This window comes from Desulfocastanea catecholica (assembly GCF_054657295.1).
Genome location: NZ_BAAHYZ010000023.1, coordinates 18,603 through 41,618 on the forward strand (window position 1 = coordinate 18,603; position 23,016 = coordinate 41,618).

The window sequence follows — 23,016 nt, forward strand, 5'->3', positions numbered from 1 at the left end:
GCCGGTTCCTGTAACGGAACCGGCATGTTTACTCGTTCTGCACTGCGATCGACTAGCTGATTTTGTAATACCCCTTATACCAGTCGACAAACCTGCCGATACCGTACTCAAGCGTTGTGCCGGGTTTATAGTTAAAATCGGCGACCAGCTCATCGACATCGGCAAAGGTAGCCGGGACATCGCCCGGTTGCATCGGCAGAAAATTTTTCACGGCTTTTCGCCCAAGGCACTCCTCAAGAATCTCTATGTAGCGTAACAGCTTTTCCTTGTTGTTGTTGCCTATATTATACACCCGGTACGGACAATACGATGTTGCCGGATCAGGGGCATCGCCGTTCCAGACAGAAGAGCTTTCCGGTATCCGCCCTATGACCCGACAGACCCCTTCGACAATGTCATCAATGTAGGTAAAATCCCGTTCCATATTGCCGTTATTGAAAACATCGATCGGTCGATTTTCCAGAATCGCCTTGGTAAACAGGAACAGGGCCATATCCGGCCGCCCCCAGGGTCCATATACGGTGAAGAACCGCAGTCCCGTCGTCGGCAGCTGAAAGAGATGACTGTAGGTGTGGGCCATCAATTCATTGGCCTTTTTTGACGCTGCATAGAGCGACACCGGATGATCGACATTGTCATGGACGGAAAAGGGCATTTTCGTGTTTGCGCCATAGACCGAACTTGAGGAAGCATAGACCAGGTGTTTTACCCCGGAGTGCCGGCAGCCCTCAAGCACATTGACAAAGCCGACTATATTGGTATCGACATAGGAATGAGGATTAATCAAGGAGTACCGCACCCCGGCCTGGGCGGCGAGGTTGACAACCGCATCAAAACTGTGTTCCTGGAACAGATTCTCGACCGCTTTTCGGTCGGCGAGATCAATGTTTACATGGCTGAAGCGAGACCCTTCGGCCAGCGCGGCCATGCGAGCTTTCTTCAATTGCGGATCGTAGTAGTCGTTGAGATTATCCAGTCCGACGACTTCCGCCCCGCCGGCAATCAATTTTTTCGTTAAATGTGCCCCGATGAACCCGGCACTCCCGGTGATAAGTATTTTTTTCATCTGTTCCATTGGCTAGTAATGTTAACAAGCGCAGTCTTAATGGATCGATTCCTCTCAATCATCAAAATCGCCCTGCGGTCCCTTCTCGACAACCAGTGATTGAGCGCGTTCAACGATCAGTTCCCTGGTCCATTCCTCTGGATTTTCAATCTGTTTTCCTTTCGAGCCCAGATCAAAGGAACCTGCCCGCAAAATCAGTTCCTTTGCCAAACTGGCTGTGCCATCGGCATTAAACACCCTGGTCAGCATATTATAGACGAACTCTTCCACTCTTTTACTCATTCGCTCCCGTACCGCTCTCTCCTGGGCCAGAAGCAGGTTCTCAAAAGGCAGGTTGAGATTCTTATAGTTACCACCTTTCCAGCCTTTTTCAGCGGCGTATGCGGTCATCCTCTGCCACATTTCCTCCGAGACGCCCTGGCCGACAACTTTAATGAAATTCCCGTCGCTGTCCTGGATGGCATTGCCGTAATCGTTGACCTCAACGCCCCAGGAAATCATCTGCAATGCCGTCGCCACATTGGCCTTGGTGGTATGGGTCTTCGTGGCAATGGCGCGCAATTTATCAGAGTTATTGCCTGAGGTGCCATGCTGCGCGCCGGAGACACCGTATGGCTCGATGGCCTTGTGGATTTCGGCGGTCAACTCAACCTGAATACCCTGGCCGCTTGCCTCAAGTCCATGGGTGGAGCCGTTATTGAGAGCAATCCAGTCGGGAAAGATACCGTGGGCGTTGAGCCCCTTTATCAAAAACGATGCATCTTCAACATTGGAAAGGCCTTGCTCTCCCTTAATCTCACCCACTTCGGTCTCGAGCCCGGCCCATTTGGGAATGCATGGATTAAGTTCCAGATTGGCCAGCAGATTTTTATCATCCGGCATATGGGAGGCATCGACGGCAATGGAGGTTATCCCGGCATCGAACATCGACGGAATTTCCATTTTTGCAAATGGTATATCGTTTTCACTTTTTATGCCGTAATGATCGGCATGGATGGCCACCGGAACGGTAATGCCGAGTTCATTGCAGATGCAGTCAACATGCAGGGCAATATTGTAAAAATTTGTCGGACAATAGTTCGATTCCGACCGGGCAATTTCGATAAGCAATGCTGCATCAGCACGCTGGGCGGCCATAAGCGCCCCACGAATGATGAAACTGTTCCGGCCATTGGCGGCAATGGCCATGGCCTTCCCCTTGGCCACCAGGGCCTGATCAATCACCTTGCCGCTGACGATCAGCGCTTGTGAATGGGGAAAGCGTTGAGTTATGTTCGGGGGCCTGCCAATCCGGATCAATTTTTCGTAATCTGCTTTTGCACCCATAAAACACCTCCATAAGTTATTATTGATTGATCTTTTACGGTGAACACATTCTGACGAAGATACACGTAAATTCGGGCAAATTAAAATGAAAAATCTCTCTTAGTTATAATGCAGACCGAGCAATAAATCCAGTTAGGAAATTCTTTTATCCCGGGGTGTTTTCGTTGGGCGGCAAGGCATCACCAAAGCCGGAAAATCCTTTTTTACCAAAAGCCCAGACAGCCAGGACACTGATTTCATAGAGGACTATCAGCGGTATGCCCATCATCATCTGATTCACCACATCAGGGGTGGGGGTAAGGATTGCGGCAATGATAAAATTGATCAAAATGGCATATTTTCTGTTGCGCTGCAAAAAAGCAACATCAACCAGGCCAACCTTGGCGAGAAAGACCATGAATATCGGCATCTCAAAAATAACGCCGAACGCCAGCAACAGTCTTGTCGCTAACGAAAAATACTCACTCACCGCCGGCAGAGAGGTCAGATATTCATTGTTATATCCGACCAGAAAGCGAAATGCCGGCGGGAAAACGACAAAGTAACCAAAAGCTGCTCCACCGAGGAAACAGAAGGAAGAAAGAACCGAAAAAGGCACAGCGACGCGCTTTTCATGGCTATACAAGCCGGGCGCGACAAAACGCCAGACCTGCGAAAAGATTACCGGACAGGCCATCAATAAACCACAGACCAGGGCGAGTTTTAGATAAAAAAAAACCCTTCCTGGTACGAGGTGAAAATAAGTGACGTACCTTCTGGAAGAACATCGGTAAGGGGTTTAAAAAACCAGGTGCCGATCGGACGGATGACCGTGTAGGACAGACAAAAACCGATAAACACGGCGACAAATGAGATAATCAGGCAGGAACGCAGTTCCCTGAGGTGTTCGGTGAGGGCCTGCCTCTGCAGGTTTTCATTACCATCTTGCGAATTCATGTGTCATTTATCCTGAAAATTGACTATCAAGTATATTCAACTCGGGGCAATCCAAAGAGACTTGCATACCATCTGCGAATGGATTTGGCAAGACGGACAAAAAAGACCGTCCTCTGCCGCCACCCTTTTCTCGTTCACCGATGCACCATTATGCCGACCCCGTCTGCCCAAACCGACAAAAAGCCAATGACCAAAGAACAACAACTGCTCTCGAATGAGCCCGTACCGACCTGGCATGTCTACATCGTCAGCTGTAACGACAAATCCTATTATACTGGTATCACAACAGATCCGTACCGAAGGATCGAGGAGCATAATTCACTCAGAAAAGGTGCGCGCTATACCCGCTCCCGACGTCCTGTTACCCTGGTGTACAGCGAAAAGGCTGCATCCAGAGCCGTAGCAACCCGGAGAGAAAATGAGATCAAAAAACTAACTCCGGCCGGTAAAAAACAGTTGATTACAACCTATCGACCCGGCACATCCCGCAGTGTGTCCGGCAAACCGGAGACGCATCCCTTTTTGTCCAGCGAAGGATCAGGCAAATGATGCCCTGATTTTTTCAGAAACGCCTTTTGTCAGCGCCAGGACCTTTCTCGCCTGCTCATCTGTAACGGTGCCGGTCCCGCAGCTGGGGGTAATCAGGGTCTGCTGGTAAACCGTTTTCTGATCAATGCCGATCGCCTGCAGTTGCCGACATTGGTCGAACCACTTGGCGACCAGCGCGTCCACCGTTTCAAGATCGATGAATTCGGGAGTCGTCGGCACGATGCCGGTGGCAAGAATCCCGCCATGTGAGAAGAACCGTACCAGATGGTCGGCATAGAGAACCAGTTTATCAAAATAGCCATAGGCATCATAACTGACAATATCGACACCGGAGTCGAAAAGCACCGGCCATTCGGTATTGGCACAGACGTGTACGCCGGCAAGCCCCCCTTCCGCACGAACTGCGGCAAACACCTCGCTGAAACAGGCGATAATATCCTCACTGGTGATGGTAATAAATGCCGAGGAACCGAGTCCGGCCAGGCCAGGCTCATCAAAGAACATAATAGGCTGCCCACCGATCTCGGCCATTTTTTTCGTCTGCCATCTGGCCTTCATGGCCAGAAGTTTCACGGCGGCATCGCGAAGCTGATCATTGTAAAAAATCGCCCTTCCCGCCTGATCCACCAGGCCGGTACAAAAGGTAATCGGCCCGGTGGTCTGTCCTTTGAGACCGATCAGGCCGTCCTTGTTCTTTTCGGCCTCGGCTAGAAAGGTATAAAAGCCCCTGGCGACATCCGGCGCGAGTGCAAAGCGTGATTCACCCAGAGGTATCTCCCCTTCCGTGACCAGCAGGTACTCTTCATAAAAGGCCAGCAGCTCGGTTTCAAAGTCTGGATTGTCCGTATCAATAAATATCTTGCCATTCGTACTGGTCAGACCCGGAAAGCCTGGAACAAACTGGAGGATCATACCTTCTTCCTCGTACACCGGTAACTGCGGCCACAAGGGAATTTGCGGGGTGCTGGCAAAAATAAGTTCCGTGGCTGCCCTATGGTCGACAAGGGGCAAACTCCCGATCAGGAGCGGCAGACACTGTGGTGTAAATAGAGACATTTGCTGGTACCTTATGAGATCTTATTGTTATGTAGCGTTGGTGCGGACACCCCGAAGAGAGTCCTTCAGAAATGGCATCCCTTTTCACCGGCAGCACTTGTTCTTTTCCGGCTATAAACAGCACATTCAGCCTATCGGCTCATCAGATGCTGCACCCCTTTCTCGAGCCCGTCGAGGGACAATTCAAACATCGGGAAAATGGACTGGATCACATTGATGGAATGGGTGTACGGCCAATGTTCGGCGGGAATTGGATTGAGCCAGATGGACCGGTTGAAATATCCGCTCAGAAATTTCAGCTGTTCAATAGATGGCCTGCCGCTCCTCTCGAATGCATAGATTGAGCCGTCGGTAGACATCAGTTCGTACGGGGCCATGCTGGCGTCGCCGACGATGATCAACCTGGTATCCGGATCGAGTTTATCGAAATCTTTTATCCGTACCGGTAGCTTATATCTGGCCGGATCCTGCCACAGAAGATCATAAATGGTATTGTGAAAAAAATATGTCTTCAGATCCTTGAATTGCGACTTTGCATAACTGAACAGCGTCTGCACGAGATCGACATGAGGCTCCATGGACCAGCCACCATTATCGATGACAAGGATAATCTTCAGTCGGTCAACGATCCCCCGGTCAAAAACCAGTTCAATTTCCCCACCATTTTTCAAGGTCTGGTAAATGGTGGCATCTATATTCAGTTGATCTTTTACACCCTGGGGAACAAGGTTGCGCAATCTTTTCAAGGCTTCGCCTATGGAGTTTTTCGTCAGAACGCCATGGACCGAATAATCTTTATAGCGTCGTTCATTGGCGACCTTGACGGCAGATTTGTTTCTCGATTCCCCCCCTACCCGCAATCCGCCAGGATGAACGCCGGAGTGACCGACCGGAGAAGTTCCTCCGGTGCCGATCCATTTTGATCCTCCGTCGTGTCTTCCTTCCTGATCCTTCAGCCGCTGTTTAAAATATTCCAGCAACTCCTCCGGACTCATTTGATTAAGTTTCTTTTTGTCGATGCCTAAAGCATCAGCAAGGGCTTTTGGGTCTTTGAGCCATTCGTGCAGCATACTCCTTGCCAGCAGATCTATGGCAAGCTCATCGATATTCGGCAATTCCATCCCGGCAAAGATGTGGGCGAAGACCTGATCGTACAGATCAAAATATTTCTCACTTTTCACCAGTGTTGTTCTGGCGGCGGTGTAAAGATCATCTATGGAGTTCACCAGCCCAGCGGCAATAGCCCTGTGCAGGGTAAGAAAAGAGGTCGGGCTGACCGGTATGCCGACCTCTTTTAATTTGTAAAAAAATTCTATAAACATTTCGTGGTCTTCCGATCAAAAAAAGCGTTTTTTGAGAAGGCTGCTCGATGATCGCTGATAATCGCCGCTTTTCTTAAACAATACACCAAGGTAGGGTATCTGTTTTTTTAGACGCTCCCCATCATGAAAATCCGGATCAGCCGCCAGCGCCCGCAGCCAGTTAATCAGTTCCCGAGTGGCGGGTTTTTTCTCTATCCCTTCGATATTTCGCAGATCATAAAAGGTGTTGATGGCATTTTCTGCCAATTTTTTATCAATCTGTGGAAAATGGACGGCAATGATATTGCGCATCATTTTCGGTTCCGGAAAAGCAATATGATGAAAATTGCACCGACCGAGAAAGGGATCGGAAAGGTCCTTTTTCGCATTCGAGGTAATGATGATCACCGGTCTCTGCTGCGCCTGTATCGTTTCATCCGTCTCAATGATATCAAACTGCATCTGATCGAGCACATCAAGCATGTCGTCCTGAAACTCCGTCTCCGCCTTGTCAATCTCATCGATCAACAGGACACAGCGGCTGTTCGAGGTAAATGCCTGACCAATTTTGCCCATTTTTATATATTCCTTAATGTTGCTGACATTTCTGTTGGAATCACCGAATCGACTGTCGTTGAGACGGGTCAGGGTATCATACTGGTATAACGCCTCGACGAGCTTCATGCTCGATTTTACGTTGAGTATGATAAGCTCCATTCTCAACGTTTCGGCGATAGCATGGGCCAGCATGGTTTTTCCAGTGCCGGGCTCGCCTTTCAGCAGCAGCGGCATTTCCAGCACCATGGAAATATTCACAATTTTTGCCAGTTCCTGGTCTAAAACATACCTTGCCGACCCGGTAAAGGGGGTATCGTTCATGTCTATCCTCAAAATTTAGTAAATTTTCAATCCCTGCAGAGGGTATCATAAAAATCTCGACGCATTTGTCGCTTACTGGTGTAAGGAATACCATCTGGAAGAAATAATTTCGACCACCTTTTTCTCTTCAAATATTCTAGACATAGAGCAAAGTATTATTGATAAACGAAAACTACCGCTCTTATCCGCTCCAAAAAAAGTCACCTGGAACCTCTGTAATGCCTAAAGACAAGGGGATTCAGAACGGACGCCTGCTGAATCTTTATTGCTTTCTTAAATACAACGCTCTCATGCAGGTTTTCGGACTATTCCATAGGGATTGACATTTAATTTACCTATTTGTAGATTCAACTGGTACTGGAATTTGCAAGCGGGGATTTTACAACAGCTGACCGCGTCAATTTGACCAATCATCCGCTATCGCGTTTCACTTGACTGATCGGAGGGCCTACTAAAGATGCAACACCTGATTTCGCCAAAGAACACCATTTTTCCCGCAGGTGTATGCACTCTGCGCAGAGATTGGTCAATCTTCCGCCGGCGAACATCTTCCCCAGCCATCTTTCTTACCCCCTTTTCTCTCCTCACTTCAATGTTTCTTTCACCGGGAATTACATCTTTTCGCCAAAGCGATATAACTCCGGCGACAAGTCCTTATTTACGAAGAATAGACGTACAAAAATCTGCCACGCCCCCCATGTATAATAAAAATATTACCTCCTCAGCTGTCCCTGCCGTATGCCTGAGTGAGAAACACATAATTGATCCAATGCGTATCCGAAAAGATATGTATTTAACGTGAAGTATCTCATAATTTTTTTTGAGGTACTTCTATGAAACGACGAGAGCAACCCAACTCCGCCAGACAACAAACGCCAAAGAGGAGGTTCGTAGTAGATACACTGGCCCAAAACATCATTTTCAAACCAAAGTCAAATAGTGTCGGCGAGGCATTTTGCTGCATCACCGACAATGTGTAATTGGATAGGAAAAAAGGAATAACTCAATGTCAGAAAGCACCATCAAAATCAAAGGAAAAAAGCACAGCTCCTTTCTTGACAAGGTTAAGGAGATCCTCCCGGACGGTGGAAATCTGAATCTCTGCCTCACCTGTGGCGCCTGCGCTTCAGGCTGCCCAGCGACTGGACTGGCGGATATGGATCCACGAAAATTCCTGCGCATGTGCGCCATGGGAATGGACAAAGAGGTGACCACCCACCCATGGGTGTGGATGTGCACCATGTGTCAGCGCTGTATCTATGTCTGTCCCATGAAAATTGACATTCCTCAGCTTGTCTTTAACGCTCGCGCGGAATGGCCCCGTGAAGAACGGCCGTCGGGTATCATGAAATCGTGCGACATGGCACTTCGGAATGATTCCAACAGCGCCATGGGTACGGCCCCCGATGATTTTATCTTCGTCGTCGAAGACGTTCTCGCCGAGTATCAGGAAGCGCAACCCGAATTCAAGGATATGCAGGCACCCATTGATAAAGAAGGCGCCTTTTTCTTTCTCAATCAGAATTCCCGAGAGCCGGTGACCGAACCTGACGAAATGGTCCCGCTATGGAAAATCCTCCACCTTGCCGGTGTTGACTGGACCTACGGCAGCAAAGGCTGGGCTGCGGAAAACTACTGCTTGTTTCTCGCGGACAACGACTGCTGGGAGCGGGTTACCAGGGTATCGGCCAAGCAGGCCGACCAACTTGGCTGTAAGGTCTTTCTCAATACGGAGTGAGGACACATCACATTCTCAGTCCGGGCTGGACTGAAAAAATTCAATATCGATCATAAGTTTGAAGTTGCTTCTATTTATACCTATTACGCCAAGTGGATCAGAGAGGGCCGACTCAAAGTCAGCTCCGCGTGGAACAAGGACCGAAAAGTCAAGTTTACGATTCAGGATCCCTGCCAGATTGTCCGTAAAGGCGAAGGCGATAAAATCGCTGATGACCTGAGATATGTCATCAAGTCAGTGGTTGGCGAAGAAAATGTCATCGAGATGACGCCAAATAAGTCAAATAATTACTGTTGCGGTGGTGGTGGCGGGTTCCTGCAATCAGGCTTCACCGATGAACGCCGCGCCTATGGGAAAGTTAAATTTGATCAGATTATGGCTACCGGCGCGGATTACTGCATCACCGGCTGTCACAACTGCCATGCCCAGGTCCACGATATCGGACATCATTTTGGCGCTCATTACGGTACCGTTCACATCTGGACACTGATCTGTCTGTCTCTTGGAATCCTTGGTCCCAATGAACGAGCCTATCTCGGAGACGACCTGAAAGATGTCGACGTTTTTCACCCGGAAAGTTCCTTGTACTAAAACGCACAACGTATCCAGGGACAAAAATTAACTGGTTGCCCTGATGAGGAGGAAAATAAGCCTATGAGTTTTCAAAAAAGATTAGCGGCAAAAGAATTCGCGGTATTGGCCGAGATGCACACCCCTAAAGGAATCAACATTTCCAGACTGGTCAATGATGCTCGCCGTCTTAAAGGAAGGGTTGACGCGGTGGTTGTGCCCGATATGGATAACGGGATCATGCGCATGAGTGCGCTGGCCGGGGGAGTTATACTGCAGCAGCAGGGTGTCGAAACCATTATGCACATGTATTGTCGCGACCGTAACAGAATGGCCTTACAGGGAGATGCGCTGGCAGCTCACGTTCTCGGCATTCAGAACATCATTGTCACCGGTAGTGAAGACATGAGTGACAGTGATCACAGTGACGCGAAAACCGTCAATGACATCGATGAGGTTCAACTTATCGAGGCACTCATGACGTTGCAATCCGGAAAGGACATGAGTGGCTTTGATCTCGATGGCGCCCCTGATTTTTCAATCGGCTGCACAATAAGTTCTTTTGCCGACGACAAAGGCAGAGACGAGGCCCTGCTGGCCACCCAGGCAAAAATCAAAGCCGGGGCGAGATATGTTATCACGCCACCAATTTACGATGTGGCAGCAGGCGCTGATTTCCTGTCCAGGGTAAACGAACTGGGCGTGCCGGTCATCCCCACGGTTTTTCTACTGAAATCCCTGGCCATTGCGCAATATATTACCAACAGTGAGCCCGGGGCAAATATAAGCAACGAGCTCATTCGTCGTATCCGGAAATCCTCCAACAGAGAACAGGAAGGAATCAAAATTGCCGGTGAAACTATCCAGGCACTCAAAGAGAAGACCCAAGGCGTGCTTATACAAACGCTCGGATGGGAACACAAGTTACCGGAAATTCTCGATGTTGCCAAAATTTGATATTTGAAACACCATAGCAGTTTATCCAAGGATTGACCGAATAATTCGTTTAACCCTGCTAAACCTGTAACAAGAAAAGGTAACAATGCAGAACTCAAATACAATCGAAACCCAAAATAACAAAATACTTGTTGTCGGCGGTGGTCTCGGTGGGATACGAACGGCTCTGGATTTAGCTGAAGCAGATAAAGATGTCGTTCTCGTTGATAAGGATTTTACCGTCGGGGGTCTTATGACCCAGCTGGACAGGACCTTTCCAACCAATAACTGCGATCTCTGCACCATTGCTCCGCATCTTTCGGAGAGTAACCGCCAGGAACATATCGAGCTCATGACTATGACGAGTGTCGAGAACGTGGCTGGAGAAAAAGGTAACTTTTCGGTAACTCTTAAAACTCAACCCAGATTTATTAACCTTGAGAAGTGCACGGCATGCGGAGAATGTTTCAAACAATTTCCGGAATTCGTCCGCTTCAGCCCCGGTCTTGACCACCGGGCGCCAACCTGTATGCGCTATCCCCAGGCCACGCCGCAGGCATTTTCCATCGATTTGGATAAATGCACTGACGTCAAGGCCCTGGTTGATATCTGCCCGGCCGGGGCAATCAATCCAGACGATATGCCGATAATACGCGAGATTAAATGCGCATCGATCGTTTTGTCGCCGGGGGCATCGCTTTTTGATCCCACACCGCTCGATTATCTTGGTTACGCCACCTTACCCGATGTGGTCACCAGCCTCGAATATGAGCGTATTCTTTCCGCATCAGGACCGACTTCAGGCAAGCTGGTCTGCCCGTCAAACGGGAGACAGCCTAAAAAAGTGGCCTGGATTCAATGCATCGGTTCCAGAGGACTGCAGAAAGGTGCCGGGGCATACTGTTCCAACGCCTGCTGTATGTTTGCCCTGAAAGAGGCGATCGTTACGAAAGAGCGCTTCCAGGAAGATATAGAGACGACTATCTTCTATATGGATATGCGGACCTTCGGCAAGGATTATGAACTCTACCTCAACCGGGCAAAAGATGAATATGGTGTCCGCTTTCTGCGCAGCCGGCCCCACTCGATCCTCCAGAAGGACGGGGAAGCCGACCTGACCATGACCTACACCAAGGATGACAGCACCAAACAATTTGAAGAAAAATTCGATATGGTGGTCCTGTCAACCGGTTTTAAAACCTCTGACGAATCCCGACTTCTCGCCGCCAAGATGGGCGTTGAACTCAACAGTGATTTTTTTCCTAAGACCGTCGGCCTCAATCCCGTTGTCACCAGCAAACCCGGGGTCTACGTCGCCGGTACTTTTGAGAGTCCCAAGGATATACCGGATACGATGGTCCAGGCGAGTGCCGCGGCCTGCATGGCCGGAGCCGATCTGCCGAAATACGCCAAAAAACCGGCGGAAGAGTCTGAAGGCGCCCGGGAAAGAGACATAAGTCTTGAAGAGCCTAAGGTTGGCGTTTTCATCTGTGACTGTGGCGAAAACATCGGTGGAGTCATCGAGGTGGAAAAACTCGTTGAGCATGCCGCCACGCTGCCCTATGTGGCTATTGCCAAGGCGGAAGGACATGGCTGCAGCCGGTTGTCCATGGCGAACATCCAACAGACTATTGAGGAAGAGCAACTCAACCGTGTCGTAATCGGTGGCTGTTCTCCGCGTACCCATTTGAGTAAATTTCAGGATCTGTTAGCCAAGGCCGGTCTGAATAAATATCTGGTGGAAATCGCCAATATCAGGGACCAGGCGACCTGGGTCCACTCCGGGAAACCGGACGAGGCCACGGCAAAGGCAAAAGATCTGATTAAAATGGCGGTCGGCAGCGCTGTCAAAGCGCAACCGCTCACCGATCAGAGCCTGCCGATGAATAAAAATGTCCTGGTTGTCGGTGGCGGCGTTACCGGAATGACGACAGCCCTGCAACTTGCCGAGCAGGGTTTCCAGATTTATCTGGCGGAAAAAAGTGACAAACTTGGCGGCATAGCCAAGCAACTGATCAAAACACTCGAAGGTGATGATGTCCAGGACTTTGTCGGCGACCTGATAGCGCAAGTTCAGAGCCATCCGAAAATTCAGATTTTCACACGGGCAATGATCGTCGACCACAGCGGCATGCCGGGCATGTTTAAGACCGGTATGCAAAGCGGGCCGCAGATGTTCTACAGACAACTCGAACATGGGGTGACAATTTTGGCGACAGGAGCCCTGTCAAATCGTCCGGCACAATACCTGCTCGACCAATCAGCTGCGGTGCGGACCCAACTGGAAACGCAGAAATATATCCATGAGAATCCAGACGCCGTGAAAAATTGGGAAAACGTGGTGATGATACAGTGCGTCGGTTCCCGGACGGCGGAAAATCCCAATTGTTCACGTATTTGTTGCCAGAACGCCATTAAAAACGCCCTGGCTATTCTTGAAATCAACCCTGAAGCACGAATCTTTGTTCTCTATCGAGACATGAGGACCTACGGCTTCCAGGAGGAGTACTACCAAAAGGCACGTAGCAAAGGGGTCATTTTCGTTCGCTACGATGTTGATAGCCCACCGGTTGTCGAGGCAGCAGGTGCACAGGTTGACGTGACCTATTTTGATGCCATACTCGGCATGAAAATTACCGTCACCGCCGATAATCTCAGCCTCAGCACCGGCATGGTTGCCGATATCGATTCCACTGAGGAACTGGCGATGATCTTCAAACTGCCGCGCACCAACGATGGCTATTTCCTTGAGGACCACGTCAAACTGAGACCGGTGGATATGTCCGTACCCGGCTTCTTTGTGGCCGGCACGGCGCACTCGCCCAAGTTGATAAGAGAAAGCGTTACCCAGGCCAATGCCGTGGCGGCAAGGGCCCAGACCATGCTTGCCAGAGATGTTATCAATCTCGGAGCAGCTTCTGCCCGTGTCGACGGCAACTTATGCGCCGCCTGTCTCATCTGCGTCAGGGCATGCCCATTTGACGTTCCCTTCATCAATGCGGATGGGTATTCCGAAATAGATCCCGCCAAATGTCATGGCTGTGGCGTATGTGTCTCGGAATGTCCGGCCAAGGCCATTCAACTGATGCAATTTGAAGATGACCGAATTCTTGCACAGGTGGAACAACTTTTTGAAAGGATAAATGCATAATGGAAAAATTTGAACCGGTAATAGTAGCTTTCTGCTGCCACTACTGTGCATATACTGCTGCGGATATGGCGGGAAGCCTACGCCTGCCGTATCCGTCAAACGTTAAAATCATTCGGGTGCCCTGTTCCGGCAAGGTCGATGCACAGCATATCGTCACCGCCTTCGAAAAAGGAGCTGACGGTGTCTTTGTCGCCGGATGTCTGGAAGGAGATTGTCACTTCAAGAGCGGCAATGTAAGAGCTGCACGACGCGTCGAATATGTCAAAAAGTATCTTGAAGAGATCGGCATCGAAAGCGAACGACTTGAAATGGTCAACATGTCAGCAGGCATGGGACATCGATTTGCCCAGGTGGCGACAGAGATTACGCAAAAAATACGCAATCTCGGCCCCAGCCCTGTACGGACTACTACACAGGCTACTATAGCGCAGTAACCGGCAGCTTTTTTAGCTGACGGTATAAAAAACAAGGAGAGTGAACCACCATGATCACTGCTGAACGAAAACCTTTAGAAGAACTTATTGAATACATTAAACCGTTCAAGCGCATTTTGCTGCTTGGCTGTAATGAGTGTGTAACCGTCTGCGCCGCCGGGGGTAGAAAAGAGGTAGGACTCCTCGCGTCGGGCCTGCAGATGGCAATGCTGAAAAATGGCAGCAATATTGAAATACGCCAGCATACCCTTGAGAGACAATGCGATCCGGAATATGTCGAAGAACTCGTACCGATGATCGATTCCGCTGATGCGGTGATGTCCATGGCCTGCGGCTGTGGTGTCCAGCAAGTAGCCATGCGCTTTAAGGACAAACCGGTTTTCCCTGCCGTCAACACCACCTTTATGGGGGCTTCGGAGCGACAGGGCGTCTGGGCGGAAAGATGCCAGGGCTGCGGCAACTGTCTTCTTGGTATTACCGGAGGGATTTGCCCGATTGCCAGATGTGCAAAACAACTGATGAATGGACCCTGCGGTGGTTCAACCGGTGGTAAATGTGAGATCAGTAATGATGTTGACTGCGCATGGCAACTCATCTGGGATCGCCTGAAGGCCCTCGGCCTGCAGGATAGATATTTGGATATTATCCCGGCGAAAGACTGGAGATCTGGTGGTGGCAGTGGACCGAGAAAGATTATCAGAGAGGATTTGGCAGAATGAAAACTGAAAGTAGATTAGAAAAAATTTTGGCAGCTGGACATCTGGCAGTTACCTCTGAATGCGGGCCGCCACGTGGATCAAATTTTGATGAAGTAGTCAAAAAATCAAAATTTCTTGAAGGTATTGTCGATGCGGTAAACGTGACCGACAACCAGACGGCTATGGTGCGCATGTCAAGCCTGGCAGCTTCCATTATCATCAAACAGCAGGGATTGAATCCTCTTTATCAGGTTACCTGCCGTGATCGTAACAGATTAGCCATGCAGGCCGATATCCTTGGGGCGTATGCTTTTGGCATTGATACCATGCTCTGTCTGTCCGGCGACCATACCAAATTTGGTGATCACGCCATGGCCATGAACGTTCACGACATAGATTCCATCCAGATGATCCAGATGGTAAAAGATATGCGTGACAAAGGGTTGTTTCAGGGTGGTGCTGATATTAAGGGGCCGCCAAAAATGTTTATCGGCGCAGCCGCCAACCCTTTTGCTGATCCTTTTGAGCTGCGGGTGATGCGCCTTGCGAAAAAGGTAGCCGCCGGGGCTGATTTTATTCAGACCCAGTGTATCTTCAACGTTGATAAATTTGAAAAATGGATGGAAGGAGTACGTGAAAAAGGCCTGCATAAGAAATGTTACATTTTAGCCGGCGTTACCCCATGTAAATCACTGGGCGCCGCCCGATACATGGCAAATCGGGTTCCGGGTATGGATGTACCTCAAGAAATCGTTGACAGGATGGCTTCAGTGCCGAAAGAAAAACAGGCCGAAGAGGGCGTAACCATCTGCGTCGAGACCATCGAAAGGCTGAAAAAAATTGAAGGGGTCGCCGGTTTTCATATCATGGCCATCGAGTGGGAAGAAAAAGTCGAAGAAATTTGTGAAAGAGCAGGACTTCTTCCTCGACCTCAGGTATAAATAATAAAATATGTTTTCAACCAATAAGCAGATGGAGGAGAATTAAACATGAGCGATAGTAAACTTATTCTTGTGGTAGATGACGATACAGATCTCGTGGAAATGGTCTCCATGAAGTTGGAAAGTGCCAACTTTCGCGTTGCCAAGGCATACGATGGTGTCGAAGCCATGGATCGCATCAAGGAAGAACGGCCTGACCTGATCATTCTCGATGTCATGATGCCTCGAAAAGACGGCTACACGTTGTGTGACGAACTGAAAACCTCTGATGAATATAAAGATATTGTCATTGTGCTGCTCACCGCGGTTACTGAAGCAATAAAGTCGACGAATTATACCCATATGGGTGGTAAAACGACCCTGGCTGATGATTTTGTTCCCAAACCTATTGATCTCGACAAGCTTATGGAAATAGTCCAGGACAATCTCTAGCATCTCTACCGTTATCCCCTGCCACCCTGACCACGGCAGGGGATAACGGCTTTTTCTTATTCGGCGTGCCAATGGAAAATGGTCAAAAAGTTCGCATTGGTGGTATCAAATTCAGTGAAGAACTGGTACAGGTGACTGTTGCCTGCAAAGCATCGGACGATTCCTCGATTTATCAGTTGCTGCATCTGCTTGCTGAAAAAAGTATCAACATACCCTTTCTCTGCCATTCTGTCGTCACCTGCATCCCTGAGAGCAGTTTTTGTATTGATCGTTCCGAACTTGGCAGGGTGCAGCAAATCCTCAATTTTTCCTCCTTTCAAAACGAGCATGTCAGTTTCATCTCCTCCGTCGGGACGCTGACTCTTTTTCCGCACCGGAACAGCTGCAGGCTCCTGGGGCTGCTGATGGCCTTTTTCGCTCGACACGACTTCCCTGTTCACTCACTCAGTACATCTATTTCGGCCATTGCGCTGAACACGGATTATAACCTGCTCGATGCTATTGCCGACAAACTGCAGGATGTTCTCGAACTCCCTGTGAATCACGCTCCCTTTCGGCAGGGTTTTCGGTTAACACAGATCCAGCCGTGATCTGCCCATGTGTGGAGGAAGAGCAGTGGAAACAATTGCAGTGTATAAGGAAGCGCGGGTTAAGGTCTACGGTATCACCGAAAAGGATGGTCTGGCCTTAATCACACTGTCCTTCCCGGCAAACCAGATGGAACAATGGGGGCAGAGGGTTGCGCTGCTGGAGGAGCATATAAAACGATTCGAGCTGGTTACGTATCACGCCGCCGATAAAGAAAGGACAGAACTCCACCTGCTCTTCAACCAGATTCCTTTTGAACCATTAAACGACACGTTGGAAAATTGGGTCAAAAGCGATATGCAGTCAACCTATCAGCTCAGGCAGCCTGTGGATATATTATATTTACACGGCCCTCATTTTCAGGATAGATTTGGCATAGCCGACATAGCTTTTAATGCTCTCAAGCAAAACGACATTGAAATTCTGGTTTCCGGTTGTGCCGGGACAAGCATGTATCTGGTTACCCCGGCACACCAAGGGACAACGACTTTAAAACTTCTTACCGAAACCTTTCTCATACCGACCTCAGTATAAGCAGAAGACAGCCGGCAAAGGCGGAACAGCAGGAATTTCGCCTGCCCCTCTTGCCGGTCTTTGAGATTCAGACTCTTTGCAGTTAACAACCCTATGGTAGATTCAACCGAATTTGATACGAATGAAGCCGAATGGAGGCTTCGGGTTTTTGACGCTCTGTCGTTTCCGACCCTCATTCTCAAACCGGATCGGACGATACTTGCGGCGAATAAAAAATTTCTTGAACGTAATAATATCGGTAACAGAAAAATCGTCGGGAGAAGCTGCAAGGATATTTTTTCTGAAGATCAGTCAATCAAACATCTGGCCTGTATTGGTGCAAACTGCCCCCTGCAACGAGTATTGCAGTCCAAACAGAATCAGTCCGTTGTACACAAAAACATTACCGCCGATGGGGACATCAACTGGGAAGAACGGGTTTTTTCGCCAATTTTAGGGGACGATGGCGAGGTTAAATATGTCATTGAAAGCCTCCGTGACATAACGAAGATAAAGCACCTGGAGAAAAAGTACAGCGACATCCGCCAGTTCATTGACAAAGTTTTGCAAAGTTCGGTCAGTGCCATCGTGGCCTCGGATCGCAAGGGTGAAATCATCCTGATGAATAAGGCAGCGGAGGACCTCTTTGGTTACTCAGCTCACGAAGCAAACTTTGTCAATATTGAAGATTTCTATCCACCCGGTGTCGCCCGCGAAATTATGAAAAAACTTCGCGATAAAGATATCGGCGAGACAGGAAAGCTTCCCAGCACCCAAGTCAATGTCATCAACAAAAATGGGGAACAGATCCCAGTTGAAATGACCGCTACGATCATTTACGAGGATGGTCTGGAAGCGGCAACCGCAGGAATTTTCAACGATTTACGAGAAAGACAGGCAGTCCAGAAAAAACTTGAGGAAACGGAAAGTCAGCTTTTCCAGTCCGAAAAACTCGCATCTCTTGGCCGCCTGGCAGCTGGTGTCGCCCATGAAATAAACAACCCCCTGACCAGTATCCTCTTGTACGGTAATCTCATGCGGGAAAAACTTGAGAGAAACAATCCCTTGGCGGTCAACCTCGACTATATCCTCGAGGATGCTGAACGATGCAAGGACATTGTCAAAAACCTCCTGGCCTACAGTCGCCAGACCCGACCTGCGAAAGATATCTTTTACCTCAACAATCTGGTCAGCGAAAGCTTGCGGCTGATCCGCGACCAGAAACTTTTCATGAATGTGAAAATAATCAAAGATCTCGATGATTGCCAGATTCTCGTCAATGCCGACAAAAACCAGCTCTGTCAGGTATTGATCAATCTGATCATCAATGCCATTGATGCCATGGAAGGCAGTGGCACCCTCACCCTCAGGACCTATCGCGATCGTGAGGCGCACAAGGCGTATATTGAGGTATCCGACACGGGAAGCGGCATTCCGCAGGAAAATCTGTCAAAAGTATTCGATCCGTTTTTTACCACCAAGGAAGTCGGCAAAGGCACCGGACTCGGATTGAGCATGGCCTATGGTATTCTCGAGGAAAACCATGGTAAAATATCCATTAAATATACCGGCCCGGAAGGCACAACAATTCTCCTGGAACTTCCTGAAGAACCGGCTGCCAACGAGTTCCAATTTATGTCCATTGGTTGAGCTGCTCTATGCAATTGATCTCACAGGTTTTTTAAGATACACATGATCAATTTTTTTTATACCAGAGCAAATGACCGCTCGACTGGTGAAATAAAAAACAGTATATTCTACTATGGTTCTCTTTGCCGCACTGGTCGCCCTGGTGACTGACCGGAAAAACAACACGGTGTCACAGCCGAACGGCTTTTTTCTGCTAGAAAATCATTATACTACCTTACCTGTTTGCACGGATTGCATATCGAGTAATTAAAAAGAATACTGTTGAGTTGAAGAGGAGGCGGCAAGAATCATATATGGTTATCAGGAATCTAATTCGGTTCAACTGATATAACATACATTGATAAACCAATAAATAATTCCAATTATTGGAAAATAGACTGAGGGTATAGAGATTTAACCATGAATTTCAATATACTTAATGTACTAACAGCGGTAGCTGTCATTGTTTGTCTGGTCGGATTGGTTATTCGATTAGCCATCTGGTTTACCCAGGGCATTCGTCCCGCTTCACCCCCTTCTCTGCCGACCCTCAGTGCTGGCGGCAGAATCAGTGCTGCCCTGCAAGGGACTTTGCAGGTGCTCTTCAGTTCCAGGATTGTTCTCTTCTTAAAATCACTTTTCGTCGATCTCATCTTTCAGAAACGCATTTTTGACAAGAGCTTTCTCCGTTGGACAGCGCACTCCCTTATTTTCTTTGGTTTTATCCTGCTGTTTTTCATGCACGCCCTTGACTCGACAGTGTCTGAATCATTGTTCAGTAATTATCAACCTACCCTCAACCCCTTTCTTTTCCTGCGAAATCTTTTTGGCGTCATGGTCCTTGTCGGTGTGGGATTAGCCGTCTATAGAAGATTTTCACTGAAAACACAGCGACTAAAGACCGATCCGAGTGACTGGGCAGCTCTTCTCTTTGTCGGGGTCATTATTTTCTCAGGTATGCTGCTTGAAGGCGCAAAAATATCCTCCTTCACTATCTACCAGGATATGGTCGATGAATATGCCTCTTTAGACGAAGAGGAGGCCAAAGCCCTTGAAGCGTTCTGGGTTGAGGAAAACGGAGTCGTATCCCCCAATGCCGTACAACCTTTCTCCCCGGAGCTCATTGCCCGAGGTCGCGAAGTAAACGGTGACAGCTGCATTGAATGTCACGATTCAAACAGGGCCGCTTTTGCAAGTTTTACCATAGCTAAAATCAGCCGGCCGTTCTCGGCGATTTTAGGTGATTCTGCGGCAGTAACCATATTATGGTACCTGCATATTCTCGCCTCCCTGTCCTTTTTAGCCTGGCTGCCCTTCAGTAAAATGTTTCATATCCTTGCCGCACCAGTCAGTCTCATCATCAAAAGTGTCACCGGCGATGAGATCAACGAGCCGGCAAATATTCTCAACAGGCAGATGATCGGCCTTTCCGCCTGCACCCATTGCGGGACCTGTTCACTTGAATGCTCCTCAAACATGTTCTATGAAACATTTAAAAATGATTTCATTCTCCCATCAGAAAAAGTTCAATATCTGAAAAGATTTGCCGCAAACAAGGAACATGACGCCGAGATCGTAAAACGTATGCAGCAGGGGCTGTATGTCTGCACCAGCTGTGATCGCTGCACCACTGTCTGTCCTTCCGGCATCAATCTGAAAGAACTGTTTGTCAGCGCAAGATACAGTCTGCTCACTACCGGCACGCCGGAAACCACCATGCTCAGTCACTTCTCTTTTCCCCTGGCACTGGCACAAAACTTTGTCGACGACCATCTCAAAGCTCTCAAAAAAGTTACTGAGCTCTTTAAAAAGAATTTTCAACATTTGTCCGATCTCACTTCCCCAATAACTCTTGGCAAAACCTCACCATTCGGCAATAACAGCTATAAAGGCTGTTTCTCCTGCCAACGCTGCACCAATATCTGCCCGGTGGTGCGAAGCTATGACAATCCGGGGGAAGCTCTCGGCCTGCTGCCCCATCAGATCATGTTCAGTTTAGGTATCGGTAATGTGGAACTGGCCATGGGTTCCCAGATGATTTGGAGTTGCTCCACCTGTTACCTCTGCCAGGAACACTGCCCTAATCAGGTGGAACTGTGTGATATTTTCTATAACCTTAAGAATAGCGCCATCAACAGAATCGAGGCAGGAGCGAGTTCATGAAATACGCATTTTTTCAAGGGTGCAATATCCCCATACGTATCCAGCAATACGCAACTTCGACCGAAGCGGTGTTCAATAAATTTGGTATAGAACTCCACGTTGTTCCAGACTTCAACTGCTGTGGCTATCCGGCACGCAACGTCGACGAGAAGGCCTATCTCCTTCCATCTGTTCGCAATATGGCCATTGCCGAAAAAATGAATCTGGATATCCTGGTGATCTGTAACTGCTGTTTTGCCAGTCTGCAGAAGGCAAAAAATGTTCTGGCCAGGGACAGTCAGTTAAAAGATGAACTGAACGGCTATCTTACCAAGGAAGGATTGCAATATAGCGGAACCGCGCAGATAAAACATTACCTGACCGTCCTCTTTGAGGAGGTCGGATCGGAGAAGATTAAAAGCCAACTGGTTAATCAATTTAGCGATCTGAACATCTCGGTGATCCATGGCTGCCATATTTTACGGCCAAGAGAAATTACCAGCTTTGACGACTCCTTTGTTCCGAGAATTACCGAAGAACTTCTGCAGGTCACCGGTGTAACAAGTCTTGACTGGCGAGGCAAGCTGGAATGTTGCGGCGCAGCACTAGCCGGAATTAACCCTGAGCTTTCCGAAAAGTTATTGAATGAAAAAATCACCGGCGCCCAGACGGCCGGGGCCGAATTTATTACGCCTATCTGTTCATACTGTCATTTGCAGCTTGATACGGCTCAGAAAAACATGGCCAACGAGAATCCCTCGGCAAAGCTTCTCCCAGTACTTCTCTATCCGCAACTGCTCGGCCTCTGCCTTGGCATCGACGAACAGCAACTGGGCATCAGACAAAACAGTACCATTAATGCTGCAGATATAGCGCGTATTCAATCCCTTCTCGGGCCTCCGGTCGCAGACAAAAAAAAGAAGAAAAGAAAATCAGCGGCAACTGCCTGACCCGTTGACCGTACCCGCTTGAAAAAGAAAGACTTTCGTGACGAACAAGACTCTCTGTTGATTTCCCTTGCGAAGGCTTTATAATGTTCCCTGTGCGGCACTGGTGCTTTGCCGAAATTAAAACCATCTCTCCATCCTGGGCGGAAGAGATGGTTTTTTCTTTTTTTTTCACTAAAAATGTTTACTATTCACCTGGAGCTGAAAACTATGCCAAAATATGGCAGAATGCAAATGAATCTAATCATTTGCTTTGTATCATTTAATTGGAGACAAGTATGAGTAAAGTTATAGCGTTTGCTGGAAAAGGCGGGGTTGGTAAAACCACTGTGGCATCACTGGTTATCCGTTACATGAGTGCATCAGGAAAATCTCCCGTGCTTGCGGTCGATGCTGATCCAAACAGCAATCTGGGGGAAACCATTGGTCTGGAAGTTCCGAAAACAATTGGTGACATTCGTGAAACCTACATGAAAGACCCGCAAGGTATCCCTTCCGGGATGGATAAAATAAATTACCTCGAACTTCTTGTCGAACAGGCACTGATTGAAAGGCCGACCTTCGATCTTCTGGTTATGGGCAGGCAGGAAGGCCAGGGCTGCTATTGCATGGTGAATAACATCCTGAATAATTTCACAGACAAACTCAGCGCTCACTATAAATATATGATCGTTGATAACGAGGCTGGGATGGAACACCTCAGTCGACGTACCAGCGGACGGGTGGATATGCTCTATCTGGTCACCGATTACTCCTTACGTGGCTTACGGGCTGTTCGACGCATTTATACCATGCTCAAGGGGTTAAAGCTCGATGTGAAAAACCTGGCTATTGTCGTCACCCGGGGCCCGGAAAAGCTCAGCGATGCTTTTCTTGCAGAAGTTGAAGAAATCGGCCTGCCCATAGCCGGTATTATCCCCAACGACGCCGCCCTGCTTGAATTCGACATGGAGCGTCGCTCCCTCCTCGAATTACCCGATGATTCGCTTTCTGTACTCGCCGTTAAAAAACTGATGGAAGAACAGTGCCCCGTTTTATAATTACCGCTGCCTTGTGTTACTGAGGGGGAAATACCGTTTAAAGGGTATTTCCCTTTTTTGTTGATCCTAAAAATATCATCATATTTAACCTGTTTTTGACCTATATCAAAGGCATTGCCACGATTCACGTTATAATGAGCGCAA

The 23,016-nt window shown here is 48.5% G+C and carries 19 protein-coding genes and 1 pseudogene; 14 read left to right on the forward strand and 6 right to left on the reverse strand.

All coding sequences use genetic code 11. From position 1 onward, the window contains the following. Positions 1-52 precede the first annotated feature (52 nt). The 3 genes and pseudogenes from ACYQ8U_RS17870 to tatC form a co-directional block, all read right to left on the reverse strand. Positions 53-1,066: an NAD-dependent epimerase gene (locus ACYQ8U_RS17870; protein WP_459946926.1), complete on the reverse strand. Its 1,014-nt coding sequence runs from the start codon at positions 1,064-1,066 to the stop codon at positions 53-55. 54 nt (positions 1,067-1,120) lie between these two features. Further along, entirely contained in the window at positions 1,121-2,392 is a 1,272-nt protein-coding gene (locus ACYQ8U_RS17875; protein WP_459946927.1) for a class II fructose-bisphosphate aldolase, read from the reverse strand. 145 nt (positions 2,393-2,537) lie between these two features. Next, positions 2,538-3,328: pseudogene (tatC, locus tag ACYQ8U_RS17880) on the reverse strand (twin-arginine translocase subunit TatC). Positions 3,329-3,406: 78 nt separating this feature from the next. On the opposite strand from tatC, the gene ACYQ8U_RS17885 reads away from it, so the two are divergent. Next, complete coding sequence (locus ACYQ8U_RS17885) at positions 3,407-3,877, forward strand: GIY-YIG nuclease family protein (protein ID WP_459946928.1); 471 nt, start codon at positions 3,407-3,409, stop codon at positions 3,875-3,877. Here ACYQ8U_RS17885 and ACYQ8U_RS17890 read toward each other — a convergent pair. The 3 genes from ACYQ8U_RS17890 to ACYQ8U_RS17900 form a co-directional block, all read right to left on the reverse strand. Further along, positions 3,866-4,933 carry a uroporphyrinogen decarboxylase/cobalamine-independent methonine synthase family protein gene (locus tag ACYQ8U_RS17890; protein WP_459946929.1) on the reverse strand — a complete coding sequence of 356 codons (1,068 nt, stop codon included), beginning with the start codon at positions 4,931-4,933 and terminating at the stop codon, positions 3,866-3,868. The genes ACYQ8U_RS17885 and ACYQ8U_RS17890 overlap by 12 nt on opposite strands. 131 nt (positions 4,934-5,064) lie before the next feature. Further along, positions 5,065-6,255 (reverse strand): vWA domain-containing protein, encoded by a 1,191-nt coding sequence (locus tag ACYQ8U_RS17895; protein WP_459946930.1) that lies wholly within the window; start codon positions 6,253-6,255, stop codon positions 5,065-5,067. Between the two features lie 15 nt (positions 6,256-6,270). After that, positions 6,271-7,113, reverse strand: coding sequence for an AAA family ATPase (locus tag ACYQ8U_RS17900; RefSeq protein ID WP_459946931.1), 843 nt, complete (start codon positions 7,111-7,113; stop codon positions 6,271-6,273). 1,006 nt (positions 7,114-8,119) lie between these two features. Between ACYQ8U_RS17900 and ACYQ8U_RS17905 the strand changes: the two genes are divergently transcribed. The 13 genes from ACYQ8U_RS17905 to ACYQ8U_RS17965 all read left to right on the forward strand — a co-directional run bounded on the left by ACYQ8U_RS17905 (position 8,120) and on the right by ACYQ8U_RS17965 (position 22,872). Continuing rightward, positions 8,120-9,442, forward strand: a complete 1,323-nt coding sequence (locus ACYQ8U_RS17905; protein WP_459946932.1) for a (Fe-S)-binding protein — start codon at positions 8,120-8,122, stop codon at positions 9,440-9,442. A gap of 63 nt (positions 9,443-9,505) precedes the next feature. After that, on the forward strand, positions 9,506-10,378 hold the full coding sequence (locus ACYQ8U_RS17910; RefSeq protein ID WP_459946933.1) for a methylenetetrahydrofolate reductase: 873 nt from the start codon (positions 9,506-9,508) through the stop codon (positions 10,376-10,378). A gap of 85 nt (positions 10,379-10,463) precedes the next feature. Beyond that, entirely contained in the window at positions 10,464-13,508 is a 3,045-nt protein-coding gene (locus ACYQ8U_RS17915) for an FAD-dependent oxidoreductase (protein ID WP_459946934.1), read from the forward strand. Further along, entirely contained in the window at positions 13,508-13,942 is a 435-nt protein-coding gene (locus ACYQ8U_RS17920; protein WP_459946935.1) for a hydrogenase iron-sulfur subunit, read from the forward strand. Before ACYQ8U_RS17915 ends, ACYQ8U_RS17920 begins: the two co-directional genes overlap by 1 nt. Before the next feature lie 50 nt (positions 13,943-13,992). After that, positions 13,993-14,661 (forward strand): methylenetetrahydrofolate reductase C-terminal domain-containing protein, encoded by a 669-nt coding sequence (locus tag ACYQ8U_RS17925; protein WP_459946936.1) that lies wholly within the window; start codon positions 13,993-13,995, stop codon positions 14,659-14,661. Next, entirely contained in the window at positions 14,658-15,581 is a 924-nt protein-coding gene (locus ACYQ8U_RS17930; RefSeq protein ID WP_459946937.1) for a methylenetetrahydrofolate reductase, read from the forward strand. Before ACYQ8U_RS17925 ends, ACYQ8U_RS17930 begins: the two co-directional genes overlap by 4 nt. A 48-nt stretch (positions 15,582-15,629) precedes the next feature. Continuing rightward, positions 15,630-16,013 carry a response regulator gene (locus ACYQ8U_RS17935; protein ID WP_459946938.1) on the forward strand — a complete coding sequence of 128 codons (384 nt, stop codon included), beginning with the start codon at positions 15,630-15,632 and terminating at the stop codon, positions 16,011-16,013. A gap of 71 nt (positions 16,014-16,084) precedes the next feature. Then, positions 16,085-16,603 (forward strand): hypothetical protein, encoded by a 519-nt coding sequence (locus ACYQ8U_RS17940; protein ID WP_459946939.1) that lies wholly within the window; start codon positions 16,085-16,087, stop codon positions 16,601-16,603. Between the two features lie 25 nt (positions 16,604-16,628). Next, a complete protein-coding gene (locus tag ACYQ8U_RS17945; RefSeq protein ID WP_459946940.1) occupies positions 16,629-17,135 on the forward strand; it encodes a hypothetical protein in 507 nt (168 codons plus the stop codon). A 93-nt stretch (positions 17,136-17,228) separates the two neighbouring features. After that, positions 17,229-18,764 (forward strand): PAS domain-containing sensor histidine kinase, encoded by a 1,536-nt coding sequence (locus ACYQ8U_RS17950; RefSeq protein ID WP_459946941.1) that lies wholly within the window; start codon positions 17,229-17,231, stop codon positions 18,762-18,764. Between the two features lie 399 nt (positions 18,765-19,163). Next, positions 19,164-20,906, forward strand: coding sequence for a 4Fe-4S dicluster domain-containing protein (locus ACYQ8U_RS17955; RefSeq protein ID WP_459946942.1), 1,743 nt, complete (start codon positions 19,164-19,166; stop codon positions 20,904-20,906). Next, the gene (locus ACYQ8U_RS17960; RefSeq protein WP_459946943.1) at positions 20,903-21,835 is read left to right on the forward strand and encodes a CoB--CoM heterodisulfide reductase iron-sulfur subunit B family protein; all 933 of its coding nucleotides are present in this window, start codon (positions 20,903-20,905) and stop codon (positions 21,833-21,835) included. The genes ACYQ8U_RS17955 and ACYQ8U_RS17960 overlap by 4 nt, the downstream gene beginning before the upstream one ends. A 275-nt stretch (positions 21,836-22,110) precedes the next feature. Next, positions 22,111-22,872, forward strand: a complete 762-nt coding sequence (locus ACYQ8U_RS17965; protein WP_459946944.1) for an ATP-binding protein — start codon at positions 22,111-22,113, stop codon at positions 22,870-22,872. Positions 22,873-23,016: the final 144 nt, after the last annotated feature.